Source organism: Metabacillus sp. GQ13 (genome assembly GCF_059758525.1).
This window is the reverse complement of the sequence record NZ_JCAXET010000001.1, coordinates 200,928-218,635: the sequence shown is the minus strand read 5'-3', so window position 1 is coordinate 218,635 and position 17,708 is coordinate 200,928. Positions and strand designations below refer to the sequence as shown.

The following is a 17,708-nucleotide window of genomic DNA, read 5'->3' as shown; positions in this document are numbered from 1 at the left end:
TAAATGAAGAAATAGGAAAGTAAAGTAATCACAGCGGCTATTATTTCTCGGGAAACCGCAGATAATTACATTTTACTACATAATAAGCCATGTTGGTGACGAATTTTATAACAAGGTCTAATGAATGTTGAGATGTTTGTTTTTTCTCGTACTCATTCACTTACTTTTACTGTTCATCACTTTGATCCTCATCATCAGGAACAAAGAAAGCAACTTCATATTTCATTAAGATATCAATTAACTGCTCTTTTTCCTTCAAATAGTTTAATGAAAAACTAAAAGCGGGGAAGCCAGTCTTTTGGTTAATCTTCGCCATCATTTTACTATTCTTAGGTAATTGTTCGATAAAACGCTCTTCGTCTTTAAGTACGATAGCTAGAAATCTAATGGTTTTATGTTGATAGGGTAGGAATCCTTCAATATCATCCCAACGAACAAAGCCAAGTTTAAGAGGACCATTTAGTGTTATTCCAGAAGGACTAACAGAAATGAACGGATCGATCCCGAATAGTTGCTTTCCAATCATATATGTGCACCATACAAATAGGATCAAACTTAGGCTAAAAAAAATAGCGATTAGAGAAACACCGTCGGATAGAAGCATATTAATTGTAAATACTAGAAAAGCGGAAGTGAAAATAAGCATGATGAAAAAAGCACTAAACGTTTTTATTTTCGACATATAAAAATTTTCTTCCATTTGGACTCCTCCAGGTTATATGTAAGCTGTTTTTAGGCTATTTCTTTATGTTTGTTGCTATTCTCATTGTCATAGAAACCTGAAAAAACCCTTTAATCTATAATTATACCACATAATTAACAAAAATTAACTGATATATCTAAAATAGGAAGAATGCTTATAACGTTTCAGGATAATTACATAACACCTTATATACAATAATATTATTATGTAAACAAATGATACCTGATAACTAGTTTGATAAAAATTAGGAGAAAACTCTTGATAAAACATTCAAAATGATTTATTGTAAGTCACAAGCTTTAATTATTTAAAATTTAATAATGTTCAGTCAATAGGTGTTAAAAGTAAATCACTTTTAACTTAAAAGGGAAGTTCGGTGAAAAACCGACACGGTCGCGCCACTGTTAAGGGGAGCTTGATTACAATCCACTGTTTCAACTAGAAATGGGAAGGGATATTAAGTGATGAACCTAAGTCAGGAGACCTGCCTGTTGTATGCACTTATTACCTACGCGAAATAGGGAGGAGTGGTGGTCATATGTTGAAACCATTTAATATTCATTTCAACTCTAGTTAACTATGCCTATCGTTCGTCTCTCTTATTGTCCCATAGAGAGGCTTTTTTTAATGGGAAAAAATAGTTTAAAACTTTAGTTACATAGAAAAGGAGTTCCTCAAATGACAATTAAAAGTTCAAATATCGGGTACCCAAGAATTGGTGAGAATCGCGAATGGAAAAAAGTATTAGAATTATTTTGGTCACAGCAAATAAATGAAGAACAATTTCATAATGAAATGGAACAAATCCGTTTAACACATTTAAGTAAACAACATGAAAAAGGAATCGATCTCATTCCTGTTGGAGATTTTAGTTATTATGATCATGTTTTAGATACAGCATCAATGTTTGGATTAATTCCAGAACGATTTAAAACTATAGCTCAGACGTTTTCTTTAAACCAATATTTCGAGATCGCGAGAGGAAGTAAGGGGAAAATAGCTTCTGAAATGACGAAATGGTTTAATACAAATTACCATTATATTGTTCCTGAGTTAAAAGAAGCACAGCCTAAATTAGTAGATAATCGATTATTACGCTTGTTTTTAGAGGCTAAGGAAAAGCTAAACATTATAGGGAAACCTGTTATATTAGGTCCGATTACCTTATTATCGATTTCAAAAGGCTTTGATGGTCAAAAGCGATCTGAGCTACTAAACTCTCTTGTCCCACTTTATATCGAAGTGTTTAATCAACTTAAGGAAGCTGGGGCAGAATGGATTCAAATAGATGAACCTATTCTTGTTAAAAATGTGGACAAGGAAATCATCAATGAATTTAAGGACGTTTATTCAGCGTTTCATGATGGTGTGAAGGATGTAAATCTTATTCTTCAAACCTATTTTGAGAGCATTGAATTTTATGAAGAAATTATTCAGTTACCTGTACAGGGAATTGGTGTTGATTTTGTACACGATGAAGGCGTCAGTGTTATCAATTTAGAAAAACATGGTTTCCCTAGTGATAAAGTTCTTTTTGCTGGAGTCATCGACGGGCGTAATATTTGGAAATCTAACCTGACGGATAAGTCAAAACTTGTAAAAGAGATATTGGAATTTGTTGATGAAAATCATTTAGTGGTTCAACCGTCTTGTAGTTTGTTACATGTTCCCGTGACCATAAACAGTGAACAGCAATTAGAATCTCAAGTGAAGGGTTCTTTAGCATTTGCGGATGAAAAGTTAAGCGAAGTTGTGATGCTAACGAGGTATTTAAATGAGGAAATTAAGATGAATGAACTTGATAAGTATGATCAAGCTATACACTCAATTAAACATTCATTCTATCGTAATGTAAAAAATGTTCATGAAGCAATGCACAATATTAAATCTTATTCTTCTTCAAGAATAAGTGTCGAAAAACGGAAGGAATTACACTCAGCTAAATGGAATCTACCTATACTTCCTACTACAACGATTGGTAGCTTTCCTCAAACAAAGGAAGTTCGAAAACAGCGGTTGAAGTGGAGAAAAGGGGAGTTAACGTCTGAACAATATGAGCAGTATATTCAGAAAGAAATAAAGAAATGGATTGATATTCAAGAAGACCTAGGATTAGATGTTCTTGTTCATGGAGAATTTGAACGAACAGATATGGTTGAGTTTTTTGGTGAAAAGCTTGAAGGTGTTGCAATTACCAAATTTGGTTGGGTTCAGTCTTATGGCTCCCGATGTGTGAAACCACCAGTTATTTTCGGTGATGTTTACTGTCTTGGAAACATGACCGTGAAGGAAACAGTCTATGCACAAACCTTAACTAAAAAGCCTGTAAAGGGAATGCTAACCGGCCCTGTAACCATTATTAATTGGTCATTTGTCCGTGATGATATTAGTCGTACTGAAGTATTAAATCATGTAGCTTTAGCAATTCGCAAAGAGGTTGAAGCGCTTGAAGCAAATGGGATTACGATGATTCAAGTAGATGAGGCAGCATTACGAGAAGGACTGCCTTTAAAGGAAGAAAAAACAGAAAGTTATTTACAAGCTGCTGTTCATGCCTTTAAATTGGCGACATCTTCTGTCAATGAAGATACGCAAATTCATACACATATGTGTTATTCGAATTTTGATGATATTATCCATGCTATTGACGCCCTTGATGCAGATGTTATTTCGATCGAGACATCTAGAAGTCATGGAGAATTGATTGCATCCTTTGAAAAACACCATTATAACAAAGGAATTGGTCTAGGAGTATATGATATTCATAGTCCCCGTGTACCTGCATTAGAGGAGATTACACAAAATATGAAACGTGCACTGGAAGTCTTGGATTATCGTGCGTTTTGGGTGAATCCAGATTGTGGCTTGAAAACGAGAGGTGAAGAAGAGACTGTAGCAGCACTAAAAGTTATGGTTAATGCAGCACATGTATACAGAGAAAAAATTCAAGCCGTTGAAACAGTTTAAGTAAAATCGAAGAGAATAGATAAAGGTAAAGGCACTACTACCCTTTGGGGTATGTAGTGTTTTTTCCGTTTTTAAATATATATGTTTAAGGAAGGGCATAAATTTGTATTGGAATAGGATACTGAGCAAGATAAATGAAAGTCTTTTAGATTACAATTAATATAGGAGGGAAAAGTATTAGATAGATTGAAAAGAGCTATCTAAATGAATATTTAAAAGATATCATTTTAAATGTTAAAAAGAGTGGATTCCAATGTAGGAGGTATAACATCGATGGAAAAATTTCACATATTTATTAATGGGGTATGGACAGGTGAGGGTTTACCGACGACAGAAGTGATAAATCCTGCAAACCATGAAGTCATAGCAACAGTTCCAAATGGTGGAGCAAATGAAGCAAACAAAGCAATTGAAGCTGCCAGTTCTGCGTTCCGAGATTGGTCGGCTTATTCAGCATATGAACGTTCAGACCTACTCAGGAAATGGTATGATCTGATTACGTTACACCGTGATGATCTAGCAGAAACAATGACGATGGAGCAGGGAAAGCCATTGAAAGAAGCACTGGGTGAAATAAACTATGCAAATGGATTTATTTCATGGTATGCGGAAGAGGCAAAAAGAATTTATGGAGAAACGATTCCTGCAACGCAACGAAATAAGCGAATTCTCGTCCAAAAACAGCCAGTTGGTGTTGTAGCCGTCATTACCCCTTGGAATTTTCCAGCAGCAATGATTACTAGAAAAGTGGCTCCTGCGCTAGCAGCAGGGTGTACCGTTGTGATTAAACCGGCCGAACAAACGCCATTAACTGCGCTCAAACTAGTATTACTTGCAGAGAAGGCGGGCATACCTAGAGGTGTAATAAATGTAATAACTGGTGATGCAAAGGAAATAGGTGAGGTTTGGCTTAAAGATGATCGAGTACGTAAATTAACATTTACAGGTTCAACAAAAGTTGGCAAAGAATTAATGAAACAATCGGCGCAAACCGTTAAAAAGCTGTCTCTAGAACTTGGTGGTCATGCACCAGTTATTATACTAGAAGATGCCGATTTAGATAAAACTGTTGATGGAGTGATCGCAGCAAAATTTCGTAATGCAGGGCAAACATGCATTTGTGCAAATCGAATATATGTACAAGAATCTATTTATCATGCTTTCATTAACAAATTTGTCATAAAAGTAAAAGAGTTATCTACTGGAAACGGAATGGATGAGAGCACAGACATTGGTCCTCTAATCGATCAAGCTGCTGTTACTAAAGTTTTTAACCATATAGATGATGCAATTGCCAAGGGTGCAAAAATTGAAACAGGTGGGAAAAAGAATAATGGTTTATACATTGAACCAACCGTTCTTTCAAATATTAATGACGATATGCTATGCATGATAGAAGAGACTTTTGGTCCTGTTGCTCCAATTACAAAATTTCATTCCGTTAATGAGGTTATCGAACGAGCTAACAATTCAATCTATGGATTAGCAGCATATGTCTTTACAGAAAATATAACGAGAGGCATTCAAATCACAGAAGCACTTGAATATGGAATTATAGGTCTTAATGATGGACTTCCTTCCACACCACAAGCGCCATTTGGCGGTTTTAAACAGAGTGGTATCGGACGTGAAGGTGGTCATCAAGGTATTGAAGAATATTTGGAAGTGAAATATATTTCGCTTGGTTTATGAGAAGAACAGCTTGGCTTAAATGCTGAGCTTTTTTTACTCTCAATTCTTCCGTTGTAGAACTTTTAACCTAAATAAAATGGTTTTTTCACCGATACTAGAATAGTAAATGCGTCGGTCTGGCCTTACTTTGGCCTATAAGACCTGATGGAGGTACTTTTTAATATTAGTGGAATTTAACGATTTCCTATAAAATACTATTTGATATTTTTAGTGTATTTAATACAGTTTTATTAAAGTTTTCTTATTCTTAATAATATTGGAATCAATCTAAAAGTTACTCCCCTGACCCAATGTGTTGATATAAAATAATCTATTTTACCAAAAGAAAACCCTCTCTTTCCATTTGAATTTGTTTCGATGGCTCATACATTCTACAATAATCTGCGGGAGTAGATTATAAAGTAAAGTCTTATTTTTGGTGTTTCATAACGAATGATAATTTCATAAAAGACAAAATAAGCACAGAAATCGAACTGTTGAAAAGGCAATTTAAAAAAGCTAGATTTTATTGTACTAGTTTAACGACCATATTCATAGGTATAAAAAGGGTTAATGAACAAGTAGAAGATTACTATGTTCATTTAGGTATCTTTTTTATCAGTTGTATTGAACTCATTCTGCAAGTACGCAACTAATTATTAGTATTAAATTATAATAATTATAAAAAAGTATTGATTTCTATCTGAGACATGTTATTATAATATTATATTCAAATAAAACATGAGGTGATTCTAAAAATGACTAATAATAAACTAACTACAAGCTGGGGTGCTCCAGTAGGGGACAACCAGAATTCAATGACTGCTGGAGGGCGTGGCCCGACTTTACTACAAGATGTACACCTTTTAGAAAAACTAGCGCATTTTAATAGAGAACGTGTTCCAGAACGTGTTGTTCATGCAAAAGGAGCTGGTGCACATGGTTATTTTGAAGTAACAAATAACCTGTCACAATATACGAAGGCAGACTTTCTTTCAGAAGTTGGAAAACGCACACCAATGTTTATTCGTTTTTCTACTGTTGCTGGTGAATTAGGATCTGCTGATACAGTTCGTGACCCACGTGGTTTTGCTGTAAAATTTTATACGGAAGATGGTAACTACGATATAGTCGGAAACAATACACCAGTATTCTTTATCCGTGATGCAATCAAATTCCCTGATTTCATACATACACAGAAAAGGAATCCACAAACACATTTAAAGAATCCAACAGCTGTATGGGATTTTTGGTCATTATCACCGGAATCTTTACACCAAGTAACGATTTTGATGTCTGATCGAGGAATTCCAGCAACGTTACGTCATATGCATGGATTTGGTAGTCATACATTTAAATGGACGAATGCTGAAGGTGATGGAGTTTGGATTAAATATCACTTTAAAACTGAACAAGGTGTTAAAAATATTAGCCCGGAACTAGCAGCGCAAATCGCAGGCGAAAATCCTGATTATCATACTGAAGATTTATTTAATGCAATCGAAAAGGGTGATTTCCCAGCATGGAAATTATTTGTACAAATCATGCCAGTAGAAGATGCTGATACGTACCGATTTGACCCATTTGATGTTACAAAGGTTTGGTCACAAAAAGACTACCCACTAATCGAAGTTGGTCGTATGGTATTAGATAGAAACCCAGAAAACTATTTTGCTGAAGTTGAACAAGCAACATTCTCACCCGGTACACTTGTTCCTGGTGTTGATGTATCACCAGATAAAATGCTTCAAGGTAGATTATTTGCTTATGCTGATGCGCATCGTTACCGTGTCGGTGCAAATCATCAAGCATTGCCAATTAACCGTGCAAAAAATGAAGTGAATAACTATCAACGTGATGGTCAAATGCGTTTTGATGGTAATGGCGGAAAATCAGTTTATTATGAGCCTAACAGCTTAAATGGACCAACTGAGACACCTGAAAATAAACAAGCAGCATTCCCAGTTTCTGGTGTTGCAGACAGTGTAGGATATGATCACAATGATCATTACACACAAGCTGGTGACTTATACCGTTTAATGACAGAAGTACAACGCGCACATCTAGTATCAAATGTCGTAGGTGCGATGATGCCTGTTGAACGAGAAGACATTAAACTTCGTCAAATCGGTCACTTCTATAAAGCAGATCCTGAATATGGTACACGTGTCGCAGAAGGATTAGGGTTGACTATACCTGAGGCAGTAAAATAATAATTTCTAGGTAAATACACGATATATTCAATATTTTTCTCAACTATTCTCATTTATTCTCATTTAAAGCACCCATTTTGGGTGCTTTTTATTTTGGCTTGATTCCTAAAAATAAGATGAATGAAAATAAAGCCTCAATTATCTTGAGACACCATACTCCGTTGGTTATTGTAAAGCGTTCTCGGTCAAATGACGCCTAGGCATGTGAAAAGCGATTAATGAGTGGTAATTCGCTGTTACCTTTTTATACACTGTTATTTCTTCCGTCTAAGGTCCACATGAATATAATTGATTAAATGTTCTTTATATCTATCTTTTACTATCTCGGTTTCTCTTTCTATTTTTTTTTGGTTCACCTTTGTTCCCATTTTTTCATGATCACGATAAAGTACAAGGGGTTTATTTAAATAAAAGAATTTGTATTTTAAGACAATGCGGCACCACATATCGTAATCACTGGCATAAAGCAATGTTTCATCAAATAAACCAATAGTATCAAACACATCCATTTTAGTCATTACGGTACATCCGTTTACAGGACAATAATCGAGAAAACGATGAGTAAACATGATTCGATTCGAAGAATGATATTGGATTGTACTTAGATAATCACCTTCGTAGTTTATTATCGTGTAAGGTGAAAAGCAAACAGCTGCATCATTCTCTTTCATGAAATTCAATTGTTTAGTTGTTTTATCTGGCTTGAAAATATCGTCTGAGCTCAACCATGTAAAATAATCTCCTGTTGCATTTCTAATACCGGTATTTAATGCACTAGCAGTACCACCATTCTTTTTTTTAATATAGTTAATTGAGTTTAAATAGGGCTTTATTTTTTCAATATATTTAGTTGACCCGTCATCAACGACAATAACCTCGACATTATTATATGTTTGACTAAGAGCACTTTCAATGGCGATGTTCACATATTGACAATTGTAAAAGGGAATAATGATAGAAACTTTTTCCACTCGTTTTTTCACCCCTCTTTTAATATTTTCTATACAAAACAACGATTAATCAAACTAAGATTCATTTAGTATCCATACTTTCAGATATGTGATAAAAATAACAAAAATTCAGTCTAGTTATTAGTGGATGTCACCAAAGTGAGTTACATAAACTGGAATATAAAGAATGTAGGTACATATTAATTTAGTATGATGTCAAAAAAGTTATAAATGTAGGCTATGTTAAAGCTTAGGGTTGATTTACTATACTATGTTGATTGAAGTGGAAGATGGAGACTTCTGCGAATGAAGCAAGTCTTGGGGAGACACCCCCACATGCTGATGCTTCGAGGATGCTCCCGGACCGCTCATGGAAAGAACGTCTGGAACGGAAATCACCATTCAATTTTAACAAAGCATAAATATAAAAGAGAAAGAATGTTCAAACCAAATAGCCTATTAAGTTAGGGGTTAAGACTAAGATAATCTTTCTAAAATTGCGAGGAGAAAAAATGAATATACTATTTGTTTTTTATGTTCCAAGCGGCGGTGTTGAGACGTTAAACCGACAACGATGTAATGCACTTAAAAAGTATAATATTCATGGTCACTGTCTTTATTATGAAAAAAGAAGAGATTTGGTAAACGATCACGGTACTCCAACCTATATAACAAATGATGATAATGAAATAAAAAAAATAGTTGAAGATGGAGATTATAAGGCTATCGTTGTCGTTTCAGATTTTCAAGCGTTACCACGACTAAGAAAAATGGGATACAAAGGGAAAATAATCATTGAAATTCAAGGGTATGGACCAAAAGATGTAGCGAGAACTGCTCTTATTTCTGCAATATCACTTGTAAGAAACCATGCTGATGGATTTCTTAATCCAAAAACACCTCACATCGTTCAAATAATAGATACATTTTATCCTAACTTTCCTCAATTCAGTTTTAATAATTGCTTTGATACTAGTAATTTTTCGTACCGTGCTTTACCTAAAGAGACTGAACCTATCATTGCTTGGATTGGTCGGATTGAGGATAATAAAAACTGGCGAGAATTTCTCGAGTTAGGACGTCAACTTATCAATCATTTTAAATCAAACATCCAATTCCAAATGTTCTGTGATCCAACTATTGGTGATCCGAAAGAGAGAGTTGAATTTGAACAACTAGTAAAAGAGTTTAATACCGAGGTAAAGTCAAAAGTGAAAAATGGAGTAGAACAAGAGGCTATTATTCTTCACTTAAATGTTCCTAATTCTCAAATGGCCGATCATTTCTCAGTTATTGGCGATTCAGGAGGTTTTCTATGTTCGACTTCCAAGGTAGAGGGCGCGCCATACTCGTTGCTTGAAGCGATGAGCTGCAAATGTCCAGTGCTAACCACAGATTCAGATGGTGTAAGAAGTTCTATTATTCATAACTATACTGGAAAGTACTACACCTTAGGCAATATTCAGGAAGGAGTAGATCAGGCAATAGAATTGATGACTAACCACCCATTAAGAGAACGTATCCGTATAAATTCCCTAGAGCATGTGAAACTCCACTTCAGTCCAGATCTTTATTGTCGTAATTTTATTAATATGCTTTTGTCACTCGGGGTAAACTATAGTAAAACATTACATAAACCGGAATAGAGAATAAGTAATTTCCGGTTTTGAATTTTCTTAAATGAAATACCTATCTCATGAAGATAATTATGATAATAAACTTTGCTCGTGTTTAAACATTTTCAGTTGTTTCTTTTCATCTTTACTAAGTGATTTTAGATTTTTATTTAAAAGTTTCTTAGCAAAGTTATATAATTCTATATCTAATTGATTATATTTTTTTATTAACTTGATTGTAGAAGGTGGTAAATCTTTTTTCGCAAGTCGCTTTTTTGTAATGTTTTCTTTTGTATAATGGATATTTTCCCAACCATACTCTTTTTTTAGTAAAAAGAGAGATTCATCAAACATCTCAGTTAAGCCAACAACTTTAAATGATTTTAATGTTTCCTTAGCCTTTTCGAGGTCAGGATAATCAGGGATTCCACTGGCCATAACAGTTTGGAAATTATATGCTTCAGCTTCTTTGATAACATATTCTTCGAGGCTCATATCTTTTACTCGCTCATATCCCTGATAGTTTTGCAGAAAATAATATAAAGAAATAACCCGATCTACCGGATCACGTAACATCGTAAAATACGTATAAGGTTTTGTGAAAGACTGGTGAATACCATAAAGATAATGACCTGAAACAGCTTTGATGCCATTCTTTTCATCTTCCTTTAATTGATCAGCTTCTAAAACGATGCCTTTAAAGGAATTATGATCGAATATTTCATTGGTATTGTATTGTTGTCTAAAAATCCTACTCAAAGTTGTTCCCCCAGTTTTGGGTATATGCATAAAAATATCTAAGTCATTGTTTGTCAAATAAAACTCCTCCATAATATATTGTTGAGCAATTACGATAAAAGCCCAGATTTTTTCAAGTATTCAACAAGTTTATGCCTATAAGATCCTTCAATTATCGTGATTTCTTTTAACATATCTTCCTTATGTTTATTTGTGCCTGACATTTCGTGGATCCTGAAGTTAGTTAAAACTTCATCTAAATAGTGGATTTTGTAGCCGTTTACTAATATTCGGTACCACATTTCATAATCATGTGTGTATCGAAAATAAGGATTAAAATCACCAACAAGGTCTACTAACTCTTTATTTAAAATGACTGTACAGCCATTAATTGTATTATAATTTAAGAATGTTTTATAAACTTCATCATTATTCGAAAACCTCTGGCAATGCCACGGATAGATTACTTGGTTATTATCATCGATTAAATCATAATTTGTAAAACTAGCCATAGCTTTGTGGGTAAGCATAAACGATATTTGCTTGGAAATCTTATCAGGAAGAAGATAATCATCAGAACTCAGCCAGGCGATATATTCACCGGTTGCTTCTTTAATACCTCTGTTTAACGCTGAGGCAGTACCTCCATTTTCTTTTCTAACATAACGGATATCTCCTAGAAATTCCGTGACTTTCTCAGTAAATAGGGTTGAACCATCATCTACAAGTACTATTTCGATATTGGTATAGGTTTGCTGTAAAGCACTTTTAATTGCTTGGTCTACAAAGGAGCAATTATAAAATGGAATAATAATAGAAACTTTCGGATCCATTGCGCTATCCTCCTCCGAATAGTTTTGTTTTTCTACTTATGTTAACTAGTATATGGAATGATCATTTGAAGTGATCTGGACAAATGTTTTAAATTTTTGAAAACCAATCAGTTGATTATAAGTATAAGGTTTCGTCTATTAACGTTTAAACTGTTCGTTGACATTAAAAGAAAATGCCTGAGTCATTTAACGAAAAGAGCACAAAGATAGGTAAAGTTAGTAATGAAGTATTTATTATGAAAAACAACAATCTTTTCGAAAATAGACGGGAATTAAATAGTAAATAAACCAGAAATGGCTATAGATTTTGGCGGTGGAAGTTAAGAATATCTTTTAATGATGATTGAATGTGATAAACAGGTTTCCAACCCAATTCAAAGAGGTTTGATGGGATATTTGTTATTTGTTTTTCCGTTTGAACATTTAGTCGCGATTTTATCTCAAATTCAATTGGTGTTAATGACTTATATTCGTTGATTATTTCTCCCAACGTACGAATATTTCCGGTCGCAACCTCATATGTTTCTCCAGGTTTTCCTTTGGTTAAAAGAGTTTCATAAGCACGTATAGCATCTCTGACATCAAGAAAATCCCGCATAGTTAAGACATTTTCAACCTCAAGTACTTTAGTAGCTGTTCCTTCTTCCATATCTACTATTTTTTGTGCTAGTAAAGAACAAATACCATTTGAGAAACCAGGGCCTATTAGATTGGTAGGCTTAGCTAGGACAATGTTCATATTAAATAAAATTGACCATGCTTGTGAGATGATTGCTTGGAGTGTTTTACTTAAACTATAGGGATGTGTGAGGGTAGAGATCAATGCGGGATCATATTGGAGTGCGGAGCCAGTAACGACAATTTTACAAGCAGGATTTACCGCTCTTATTGCTTCGATTAAATAAGCTGTAGAGAATGAATTCACTTCCAATGAATCAATAGGGTGTAACCAAGATTCGCCAACATGATTTTGTCCGGCTAAATGTAGCACAAAGTCTGGTTTTGCCCTTTCAATGAGTTTTTTCACAGCTAGTTTATTTGTCAGATCACATAGTTCCATTTGAACGTTTTCAGGTAGTGTAGATGTTTTTCTTAACACGACTGTAAGATCATATCCTGCATCTAAGAAATGTTTACAGGCGTGTTGACCTGTAAAACCACTTGCCCCGGTAATTAATAATTTCCCTTGTTGATTCATGATTCCTCATCCTTCTTCATTAAATCTTTTAGAATATCAACCTTTTCCTTTTTAACAGGTTCATAGGGATAGACAATTTCATTGTTCCTTCTATATCATATAGTATGTTTTTATAACCTCGGTGCTACAGGCTATTCAATTAGTTTCACTATTTTTAAAAGTAGATCATTACTGTTTGGATTCCCTAGCAATTCGAATAGTGATAGATGAATGAAACCTAGGTCTATTAACGATTAACATGATTTTGGAGTATTGCTGATTAAAATAAGTTTCTTTAATGGTATGCCTTCTTCTAATCTAAAAATATTGTTCACTTAAAAGTGACATTAGTCTATAACAATATCGTTTACCTGAATACGTATATAAATAGAACCATTTACGTTAAATGTCTAAATATGAATAAAGGAGATGTCAGATGAAAATATTACTTGCTACGTTTTGGGTAGTTCCACATGTAGGTGGCGTATGGAATTATATGCTGCAATTAAAAAAAAATCTTGAATTGCTAGGGAACGAGGTTGATTTGCTGGGATATGGTGAGGGAAATAACTATGTACACATCGTCAATCAAAATCGGAGTATTGATGTAAAAAAGCCTAAACTATTTAAACAATCTCAACCTTCTCCTTATAAAGATCCGGTTGTAAATTATTATGAAATGAAACGTTATGGCTATGAACATGGGGTTAATGAATTGGGTTTAGAAAAGTACGATTTAATTCATACACAAGACGTACTATCAACAGTGAGTATAAATCGAATAAGGCCAGAAAAAACAGTATTAGTAGCTACACTTCATGGTTGTGTTGCACATGAACTGCGACATTACTTACTGAATGTCAATAAGACAGATACCTCTCAGGTGGCATGCAAGTATTTCGATGAACTTGAATATGACGGTGCTACTTCTGCTGACATGACAGTCGTGGCTAATGAATGGATGAAGAATATTTTAATGAATGAATTTCAAGTTCCTAATGAACAAATAAGACTTTCTCACTATGGGTACGATATTGAACAATTCGATGCGAAAATGAAACAGAAATCTCCAGTAGAAAACCAAACCGATAAGAAACTTATCATCTATGCAGGAAGAATAACAGAACTTAAAGGTGTTAATTATTTGATATCATCACTTAAAGAATTAAGTAATAGTCGAAATGACTGGATTTGTTGGATCGTCGGTGAAGGAGATAAGTTAACAGAGATAAAAAAACAAAGCAAAACATTAAAGTTGGAAAAAGATGTCATCTTTATGGGGAATCGAGATGACGTGCCTTATTTATTGTCAATTTCGGATATATTTGTCCTTCCTAGTCTTATCGAAAATCAACCATTATCCGTGATAGAAGCGCAAATAGCAGGGAAAGCAGTTATCGTAAGTGATGCAGGTGGTTTACCTGAAATGGTTGACCATGGGAAAACAGGAGTTATTTCACTTGCAAAAAATTCTAGTAATTTATCCGCTAATATCAATTATTTACTTGAACACCAGTCATATCGGGAAAGCCTTGGTTCAAATGCTCGAAAGTGGGCACTTACACATTGGAGCCAGAGTGAAGCTGTTAAACGAGTGTTAGAAATTTATCAAAGTGCAATGTTGAAAAAGTATAAAAATATCCAATGAGGCTCTATTTTTTTACTAACACAAACTAATAACTCACTGTTAATGGAAGTGGGTTTTTTAGTTTGATTATCATGGAGCTAGGCTCGTCTGATAATTGTTTAGAAAAGCGGGCGACAATCGCTTTTCCTCTATCAGAATGGTTGAATTCAGCTTATGCTTGGTTAGTTCATCCAACCTTTCAATTCAGTTAACATTTCTTCATAATTAGGTAATGTGTATTGAAAATCAGTTCTCGTATTTTTGATGGTTCTATCTTGTGAAATGGTGGAATCTGGAGTGATTTCTAAATCCGTTTTATTGAAAATTTTCTTGAACAGTGTTAGTAAGTGATACTTCGATACTTTTTGATTAGATCCTAAATGATATAATCCAGTAATATTATTGTTCATCATTTCCTCGACAGCCTTAGCTAATTCAAGGGTCGTGACACCATTCCAAAAGACACGTTCGTAGCCATTAATCCGCCCATTTTGTTTCATAAACCACAAAAATAAACCAATCCCATCGTCTTTTAACTCGGGGCCAATTATAGATGTTCGAATCGTTAAATGTTTATCACTAACGATCTCACCTAATTGTTTAGACTGGGAATATACAGTTGTTCCATCAGGAATGTCCGTTTCAATATAGTCGCCCTTCACACCCGAAAATACGCAGTCTGTACTGATTTGAATAATTTTCCCCTGATAACGTTCTGCTAATTTTGCTAATTGGTGAGGCAGCAGGCTATTAACTTGGAAGGCCAGCAACGGATTATTACTGGCATCATCATTTAAAATACCTATACAATTTATGATGATATCGGGTTTTGTATTTTCGATTATTGCCTCTAATCTTTTAAAATCAGTAACATTTAAATATAGACCTTTTTTATCGTTCGGATCCCTTGATGTATAAAGTACATCATATTGTGGTTTTTGCTTGAAATATGATGTCATCATATGCCCAGCCATTCCTTTTCCACCAAGGATCAATATTCTCATTAAATGAATCCACCTTTCATTAACATTTCCTTGATTTCTTCTTGGCTCATTAATCCTGTCCCAGAATGATAACTTTCTAAGTTCACAGGTTGATATTTTGAATAATGCTCCGTTAAACCTGGAAGCTGAATAGAGGGAAGGATGACAAAATACTCTTCATCAAAAACGACTGTTTTTTGGCTTTCATACTTCGATAGTAATAATTCATTAATTTTTTCTCCAGGTCGAATACCGAGAATTTCTATTTTTACATTTTCTAATTTAGAAGCTTCAATTAAAACGTGGGCAATATCGATAATTTTGCAAGCAGGCATTTTCATGACAAAGATTTCTCCACCGATACTTTCAAATGTAGCTTTAAAAACTAGTTTAATAGCGTCCTCTAACGTTAAGAAAAATCGTGTCATATTTAAATCAGTAATCCCTACCTTTTGCTTATCGATTATTTGCTTTTTAAATACATGTAACACACTACCATTTGTCCCTAAAACATTACCGCCCCTTATACAAACAAATCTAGTTTTTGTCTGTAAAGTATTAGCATGAATAATTAATCGCTCTCCCATCGCTTTAGATAATCCGTAAAAATTGGATGGGTTTGAGGCTTTATCTGTAGAAATATAAACAACTCTTTTAACATTACACTGGATAGCTGCATCGATTACATTCTGAGTACCAATGACGTTTGTTTTTAAAGCTTCAATAGGTTGATCCTCACAAACTGGAACGTGTTTTAATGCTGCTAAATGATAGACAAAATCAACATTTTGACATGCTTCTATTAATACATCTTTTTCTTTAATATCGCCAATAATAAACTTCAATTTGGGATTGTTATCAAACTCTTGTTTCATTGAAAATTGGTTTGATTCATTTCTTGAAACGATCCGAATTTCATTAGGATTATAAGTTAAAAGCTGTTTGACTAACTCGTGACCCCATGATCCAGTACCACCTGTAACTAAAACTGTTTGATTTTTAAACAACTTTCATGCCTCCTAAGATTATTTTAACTACTTTATCTGAAACGTTTTTATGCTTATATCCTTCTGGAAATGACCAGTTATTTGATTGGTTTACCATTGTATGAACGGAATGGACAATTCGACTGGCATTGATTCCTGATAACATATTGCTTCCACATTCAATCGTTTCTGGTCGTTCTGTTGTTTTACGAATTGTTACAGTTGGAACCTGAAACAGACAACATTCTTCCTGAACAGTCCCGCTATCAGTCAATACACAATAAGCATTTTTTTCAAGTTTGACGAATTCAAAAAATCCAAACGGTTCATGAAATTCAACCAAAGGATGGGTCTCAAATTTTGAGCTTTTATTAACCCGTGATTTTGTGCGTGGGTGTATACTACAGATAATCCGTTTCCCATATATTTCAGCAACTTTGTTGATGCCGTCAAAAATTTCAAGAAGGCGATCTTCATGATCAACATTTTCAGCACGATGTATTGTGACTAAAAAGTAATCGTTCTTTGCTAGCCCTAATGTTTTAAGAACATCGCTCTTTTCGATCTTATTGTTATAATGTTCTAAAACTTCATTAATTGGGTTACCAGAGACCATAATGCGATTTCGAGGAATACCTTCATTGACTAAGTTTTCTTTGCTTTGAGGTGTGTAAGGGAGATTAATGCTAGAAATTGCATCGATCACACGTCGGTTTTTTTCTTCAGGTACCTCTAAATCAAAGCATCTATTACCAGCTTCCATATGAATGACAGGTATATCCATTCTTTCTGCTAATATTGCACTTAAACCACTATTTGTATCTCCCAGTACTAAAACTTTATCAGGTTTTTCTTTTAAAAATATAGTTTCCAATCGAGAATACATAAGTGATAGCTGACTCCCTAGAGATTGTTGATGATTTGACAAGGTATAGTCTGGATTTCTAATATTTAATTGTTGGAAAAATATATCACTTAATGAAGAAGTGAAATTTTGTCCTGTATTAACTAAAATATGTTTTTCGGCAAAACGATCCAGTTTCTTAATGATCAAACTTAATCGGATAATTTCTGGCCGTGTCCCTAAAATTGTCATTACTTTCATGTCAAAGCTCCTTATTTTTTTTACAGTACCGTCTCTTAATCAAGCTTTCTTTTATACCATATGCAATAACTCTTTTACTGCTATAGGCAACTCTATTAACTTTTCAATATATTTCAATAGAAAAATCCATTAAATTTTT

Annotated in this window: 14 protein-coding genes and 1 riboswitch; of the genes, 6 read left to right on the top strand and 8 right to left on the bottom strand. The window is 34.1% G+C overall.

Annotated elements, in window-relative coordinates:
- Positions 1 to 166: 166 nt before the first annotated feature.
- A complete protein-coding gene (locus AC6CHR_RS01130) occupies positions 167 to 700 on the bottom strand; it encodes an STM3941 family protein (protein ID WP_498246604.1) in 534 nt (177 codons plus the stop codon).
- Positions 701 to 1,019: 319 nt separating this feature from the next.
- A riboswitch (cobalamin riboswitch) is annotated at positions 1,020 to 1,209 on the top strand.
- A 172-nt stretch (positions 1,210 to 1,381) separates the two neighbouring features.
- Between AC6CHR_RS01130 and metE the strand changes: the two genes are divergently transcribed.
- The 3 genes from metE (at position 1,382) to katA (ending at position 7,554) form a co-directional block, all read left to right on the top strand.
- A complete protein-coding gene (gene metE / locus AC6CHR_RS01125; RefSeq protein WP_498246603.1) occupies positions 1,382 to 3,670 on the top strand; it encodes a 5-methyltetrahydropteroyltriglutamate--homocysteine S-methyltransferase in 2,289 nt (762 codons plus the stop codon).
- A gap of 273 nt (positions 3,671 to 3,943) precedes the next feature.
- Entirely contained in the window at positions 3,944 to 5,362 is a 1,419-nt protein-coding gene (locus tag AC6CHR_RS01120) for an NAD-dependent succinate-semialdehyde dehydrogenase (protein WP_498246602.1), read from the top strand.
- A 737-nt stretch (positions 5,363 to 6,099) separates the two neighbouring features.
- Complete coding sequence (gene katA / locus AC6CHR_RS01115; RefSeq protein WP_498246601.1) at positions 6,100 to 7,554, top strand: catalase KatA; 1,455 nt, start codon at positions 6,100 to 6,102, stop codon at positions 7,552 to 7,554.
- A gap of 254 nt (positions 7,555 to 7,808) precedes the next feature.
- Here the strand turns inward: katA and AC6CHR_RS01110 are convergent, their stop codons facing one another.
- Positions 7,809 to 8,525, bottom strand: a complete 717-nt coding sequence (locus AC6CHR_RS01110) for a glycosyltransferase (RefSeq protein ID WP_498246600.1) — start codon at positions 8,523 to 8,525, stop codon at positions 7,809 to 7,811.
- Positions 8,526 to 8,782: 257 nt separating this feature from the next.
- On the opposite strand from AC6CHR_RS01110, the gene AC6CHR_RS01105 reads away from it, so the two are divergent.
- Complete coding sequence (locus AC6CHR_RS01105; protein WP_498246599.1) at positions 8,783 to 8,926, top strand: hypothetical protein; 144 nt, start codon at positions 8,783 to 8,785, stop codon at positions 8,924 to 8,926.
- Positions 8,927 to 9,016: 90 nt separating this feature from the next.
- Positions 9,017 to 10,150 carry a glycosyltransferase family 4 protein gene (locus AC6CHR_RS01100; RefSeq protein WP_498246598.1) on the top strand — a complete coding sequence of 378 codons (1,134 nt, stop codon included), beginning with the start codon at positions 9,017 to 9,019 and terminating at the stop codon, positions 10,148 to 10,150.
- A 60-nt stretch (positions 10,151 to 10,210) separates the two neighbouring features.
- Here AC6CHR_RS01100 and AC6CHR_RS01095 read toward each other — a convergent pair whose 3' ends face one another.
- The 3 genes from AC6CHR_RS01095 to AC6CHR_RS01085 form a co-directional block, all read right to left on the bottom strand.
- Positions 10,211 to 10,936, bottom strand: coding sequence for a sulfotransferase family 2 domain-containing protein (locus AC6CHR_RS01095; protein WP_498246597.1), 726 nt, complete (start codon positions 10,934 to 10,936; stop codon positions 10,211 to 10,213).
- Between the two features lie 32 nt (positions 10,937 to 10,968).
- Entirely contained in the window at positions 10,969 to 11,691 is a 723-nt protein-coding gene (locus AC6CHR_RS01090; RefSeq protein ID WP_498246596.1) for a glycosyltransferase family 2 protein, read from the bottom strand.
- A 298-nt stretch (positions 11,692 to 11,989) separates the two neighbouring features.
- Positions 11,990 to 12,889 (bottom strand): NAD-dependent epimerase/dehydratase family protein, encoded by a 900-nt coding sequence (locus tag AC6CHR_RS01085; protein WP_498246595.1) that lies wholly within the window; start codon positions 12,887 to 12,889, stop codon positions 11,990 to 11,992.
- Between the two features lie 415 nt (positions 12,890 to 13,304).
- On the opposite strand from AC6CHR_RS01085, the gene AC6CHR_RS01080 reads away from it, so the two are divergent.
- Positions 13,305 to 14,516 (top strand): glycosyltransferase family 4 protein, encoded by a 1,212-nt coding sequence (locus AC6CHR_RS01080; protein ID WP_498246594.1) that lies wholly within the window; start codon positions 13,305 to 13,307, stop codon positions 14,514 to 14,516.
- Positions 14,517 to 14,677: 161 nt separating this feature from the next.
- Here the strand turns inward: AC6CHR_RS01080 and AC6CHR_RS01075 are convergent, their stop codons facing one another.
- The 3 genes from AC6CHR_RS01075 to wecB are packed head-to-tail and all read right to left on the bottom strand — an operon-like array spanning position 14,678 to position 17,569.
- Positions 14,678 to 15,499: a dTDP-4-dehydrorhamnose reductase family protein gene (locus AC6CHR_RS01075; protein WP_498246593.1), complete on the bottom strand. Its 822-nt coding sequence runs from the start codon at positions 15,497 to 15,499 to the stop codon at positions 14,678 to 14,680.
- The gene (locus AC6CHR_RS01070; RefSeq protein WP_498246592.1) at positions 15,499 to 16,485 is read right to left on the bottom strand and encodes a polysaccharide biosynthesis protein; all 987 of its coding nucleotides are present in this window, start codon (positions 16,483 to 16,485) and stop codon (positions 15,499 to 15,501) included. Before AC6CHR_RS01070 ends, AC6CHR_RS01075 begins: the two co-directional genes overlap by 1 nt.
- Positions 16,478 to 17,569, bottom strand: coding sequence for a non-hydrolyzing UDP-N-acetylglucosamine 2-epimerase (gene wecB, locus AC6CHR_RS01065; RefSeq protein ID WP_498246591.1), 1,092 nt, complete (start codon positions 17,567 to 17,569; stop codon positions 16,478 to 16,480). Before wecB ends, AC6CHR_RS01070 begins: the two co-directional genes overlap by 8 nt.
- Positions 17,570 to 17,708: the final 139 nt, after the last annotated feature.

Coding starts and splice junctions, on each gene's coding strand:
- AC6CHR_RS01130 (WP_498246604.1), bottom strand. CDS start 700: ATGGAAGAAAATTTTTATATGTCGAAAATAAAAACGTTTAGTGCTTTT.
- metE (WP_498246603.1), top strand. CDS start 1,382: ATGACAATTAAAAGTTCAAATATCGGGTACCCAAGAATTGGTGAGAAT.
- AC6CHR_RS01120 (WP_498246602.1), top strand. CDS start 3,944: ATGGAAAAATTTCACATATTTATTAATGGGGTATGGACAGGTGAGGGT.
- katA (WP_498246601.1), top strand. CDS start 6,100: ATGACTAATAATAAACTAACTACAAGCTGGGGTGCTCCAGTAGGGGAC.
- AC6CHR_RS01100 (WP_498246598.1), top strand. CDS start 9,017: ATGAATATACTATTTGTTTTTTATGTTCCAAGCGGCGGTGTTGAGACG.
- AC6CHR_RS01090 (WP_498246596.1), bottom strand. CDS start 11,691: ATGGATCCGAAAGTTTCTATTATTATTCCATTTTATAATTGCTCCTTT.
- AC6CHR_RS01085 (WP_498246595.1), bottom strand. CDS start 12,889: ATGAATCAACAAGGGAAATTATTAATTACCGGGGCAAGTGGTTTTACA.
- AC6CHR_RS01080 (WP_498246594.1), top strand. CDS start 13,305: ATGAAAATATTACTTGCTACGTTTTGGGTAGTTCCACATGTAGGTGGC.
- AC6CHR_RS01075 (WP_498246593.1), bottom strand. CDS start 15,499: ATGAGAATATTGATCCTTGGTGGAAAAGGAATGGCTGGGCATATGATG.
- wecB (WP_498246591.1), bottom strand. CDS start 17,569: ATGAAAGTAATGACAATTTTAGGGACACGGCCAGAAATTATCCGATTA.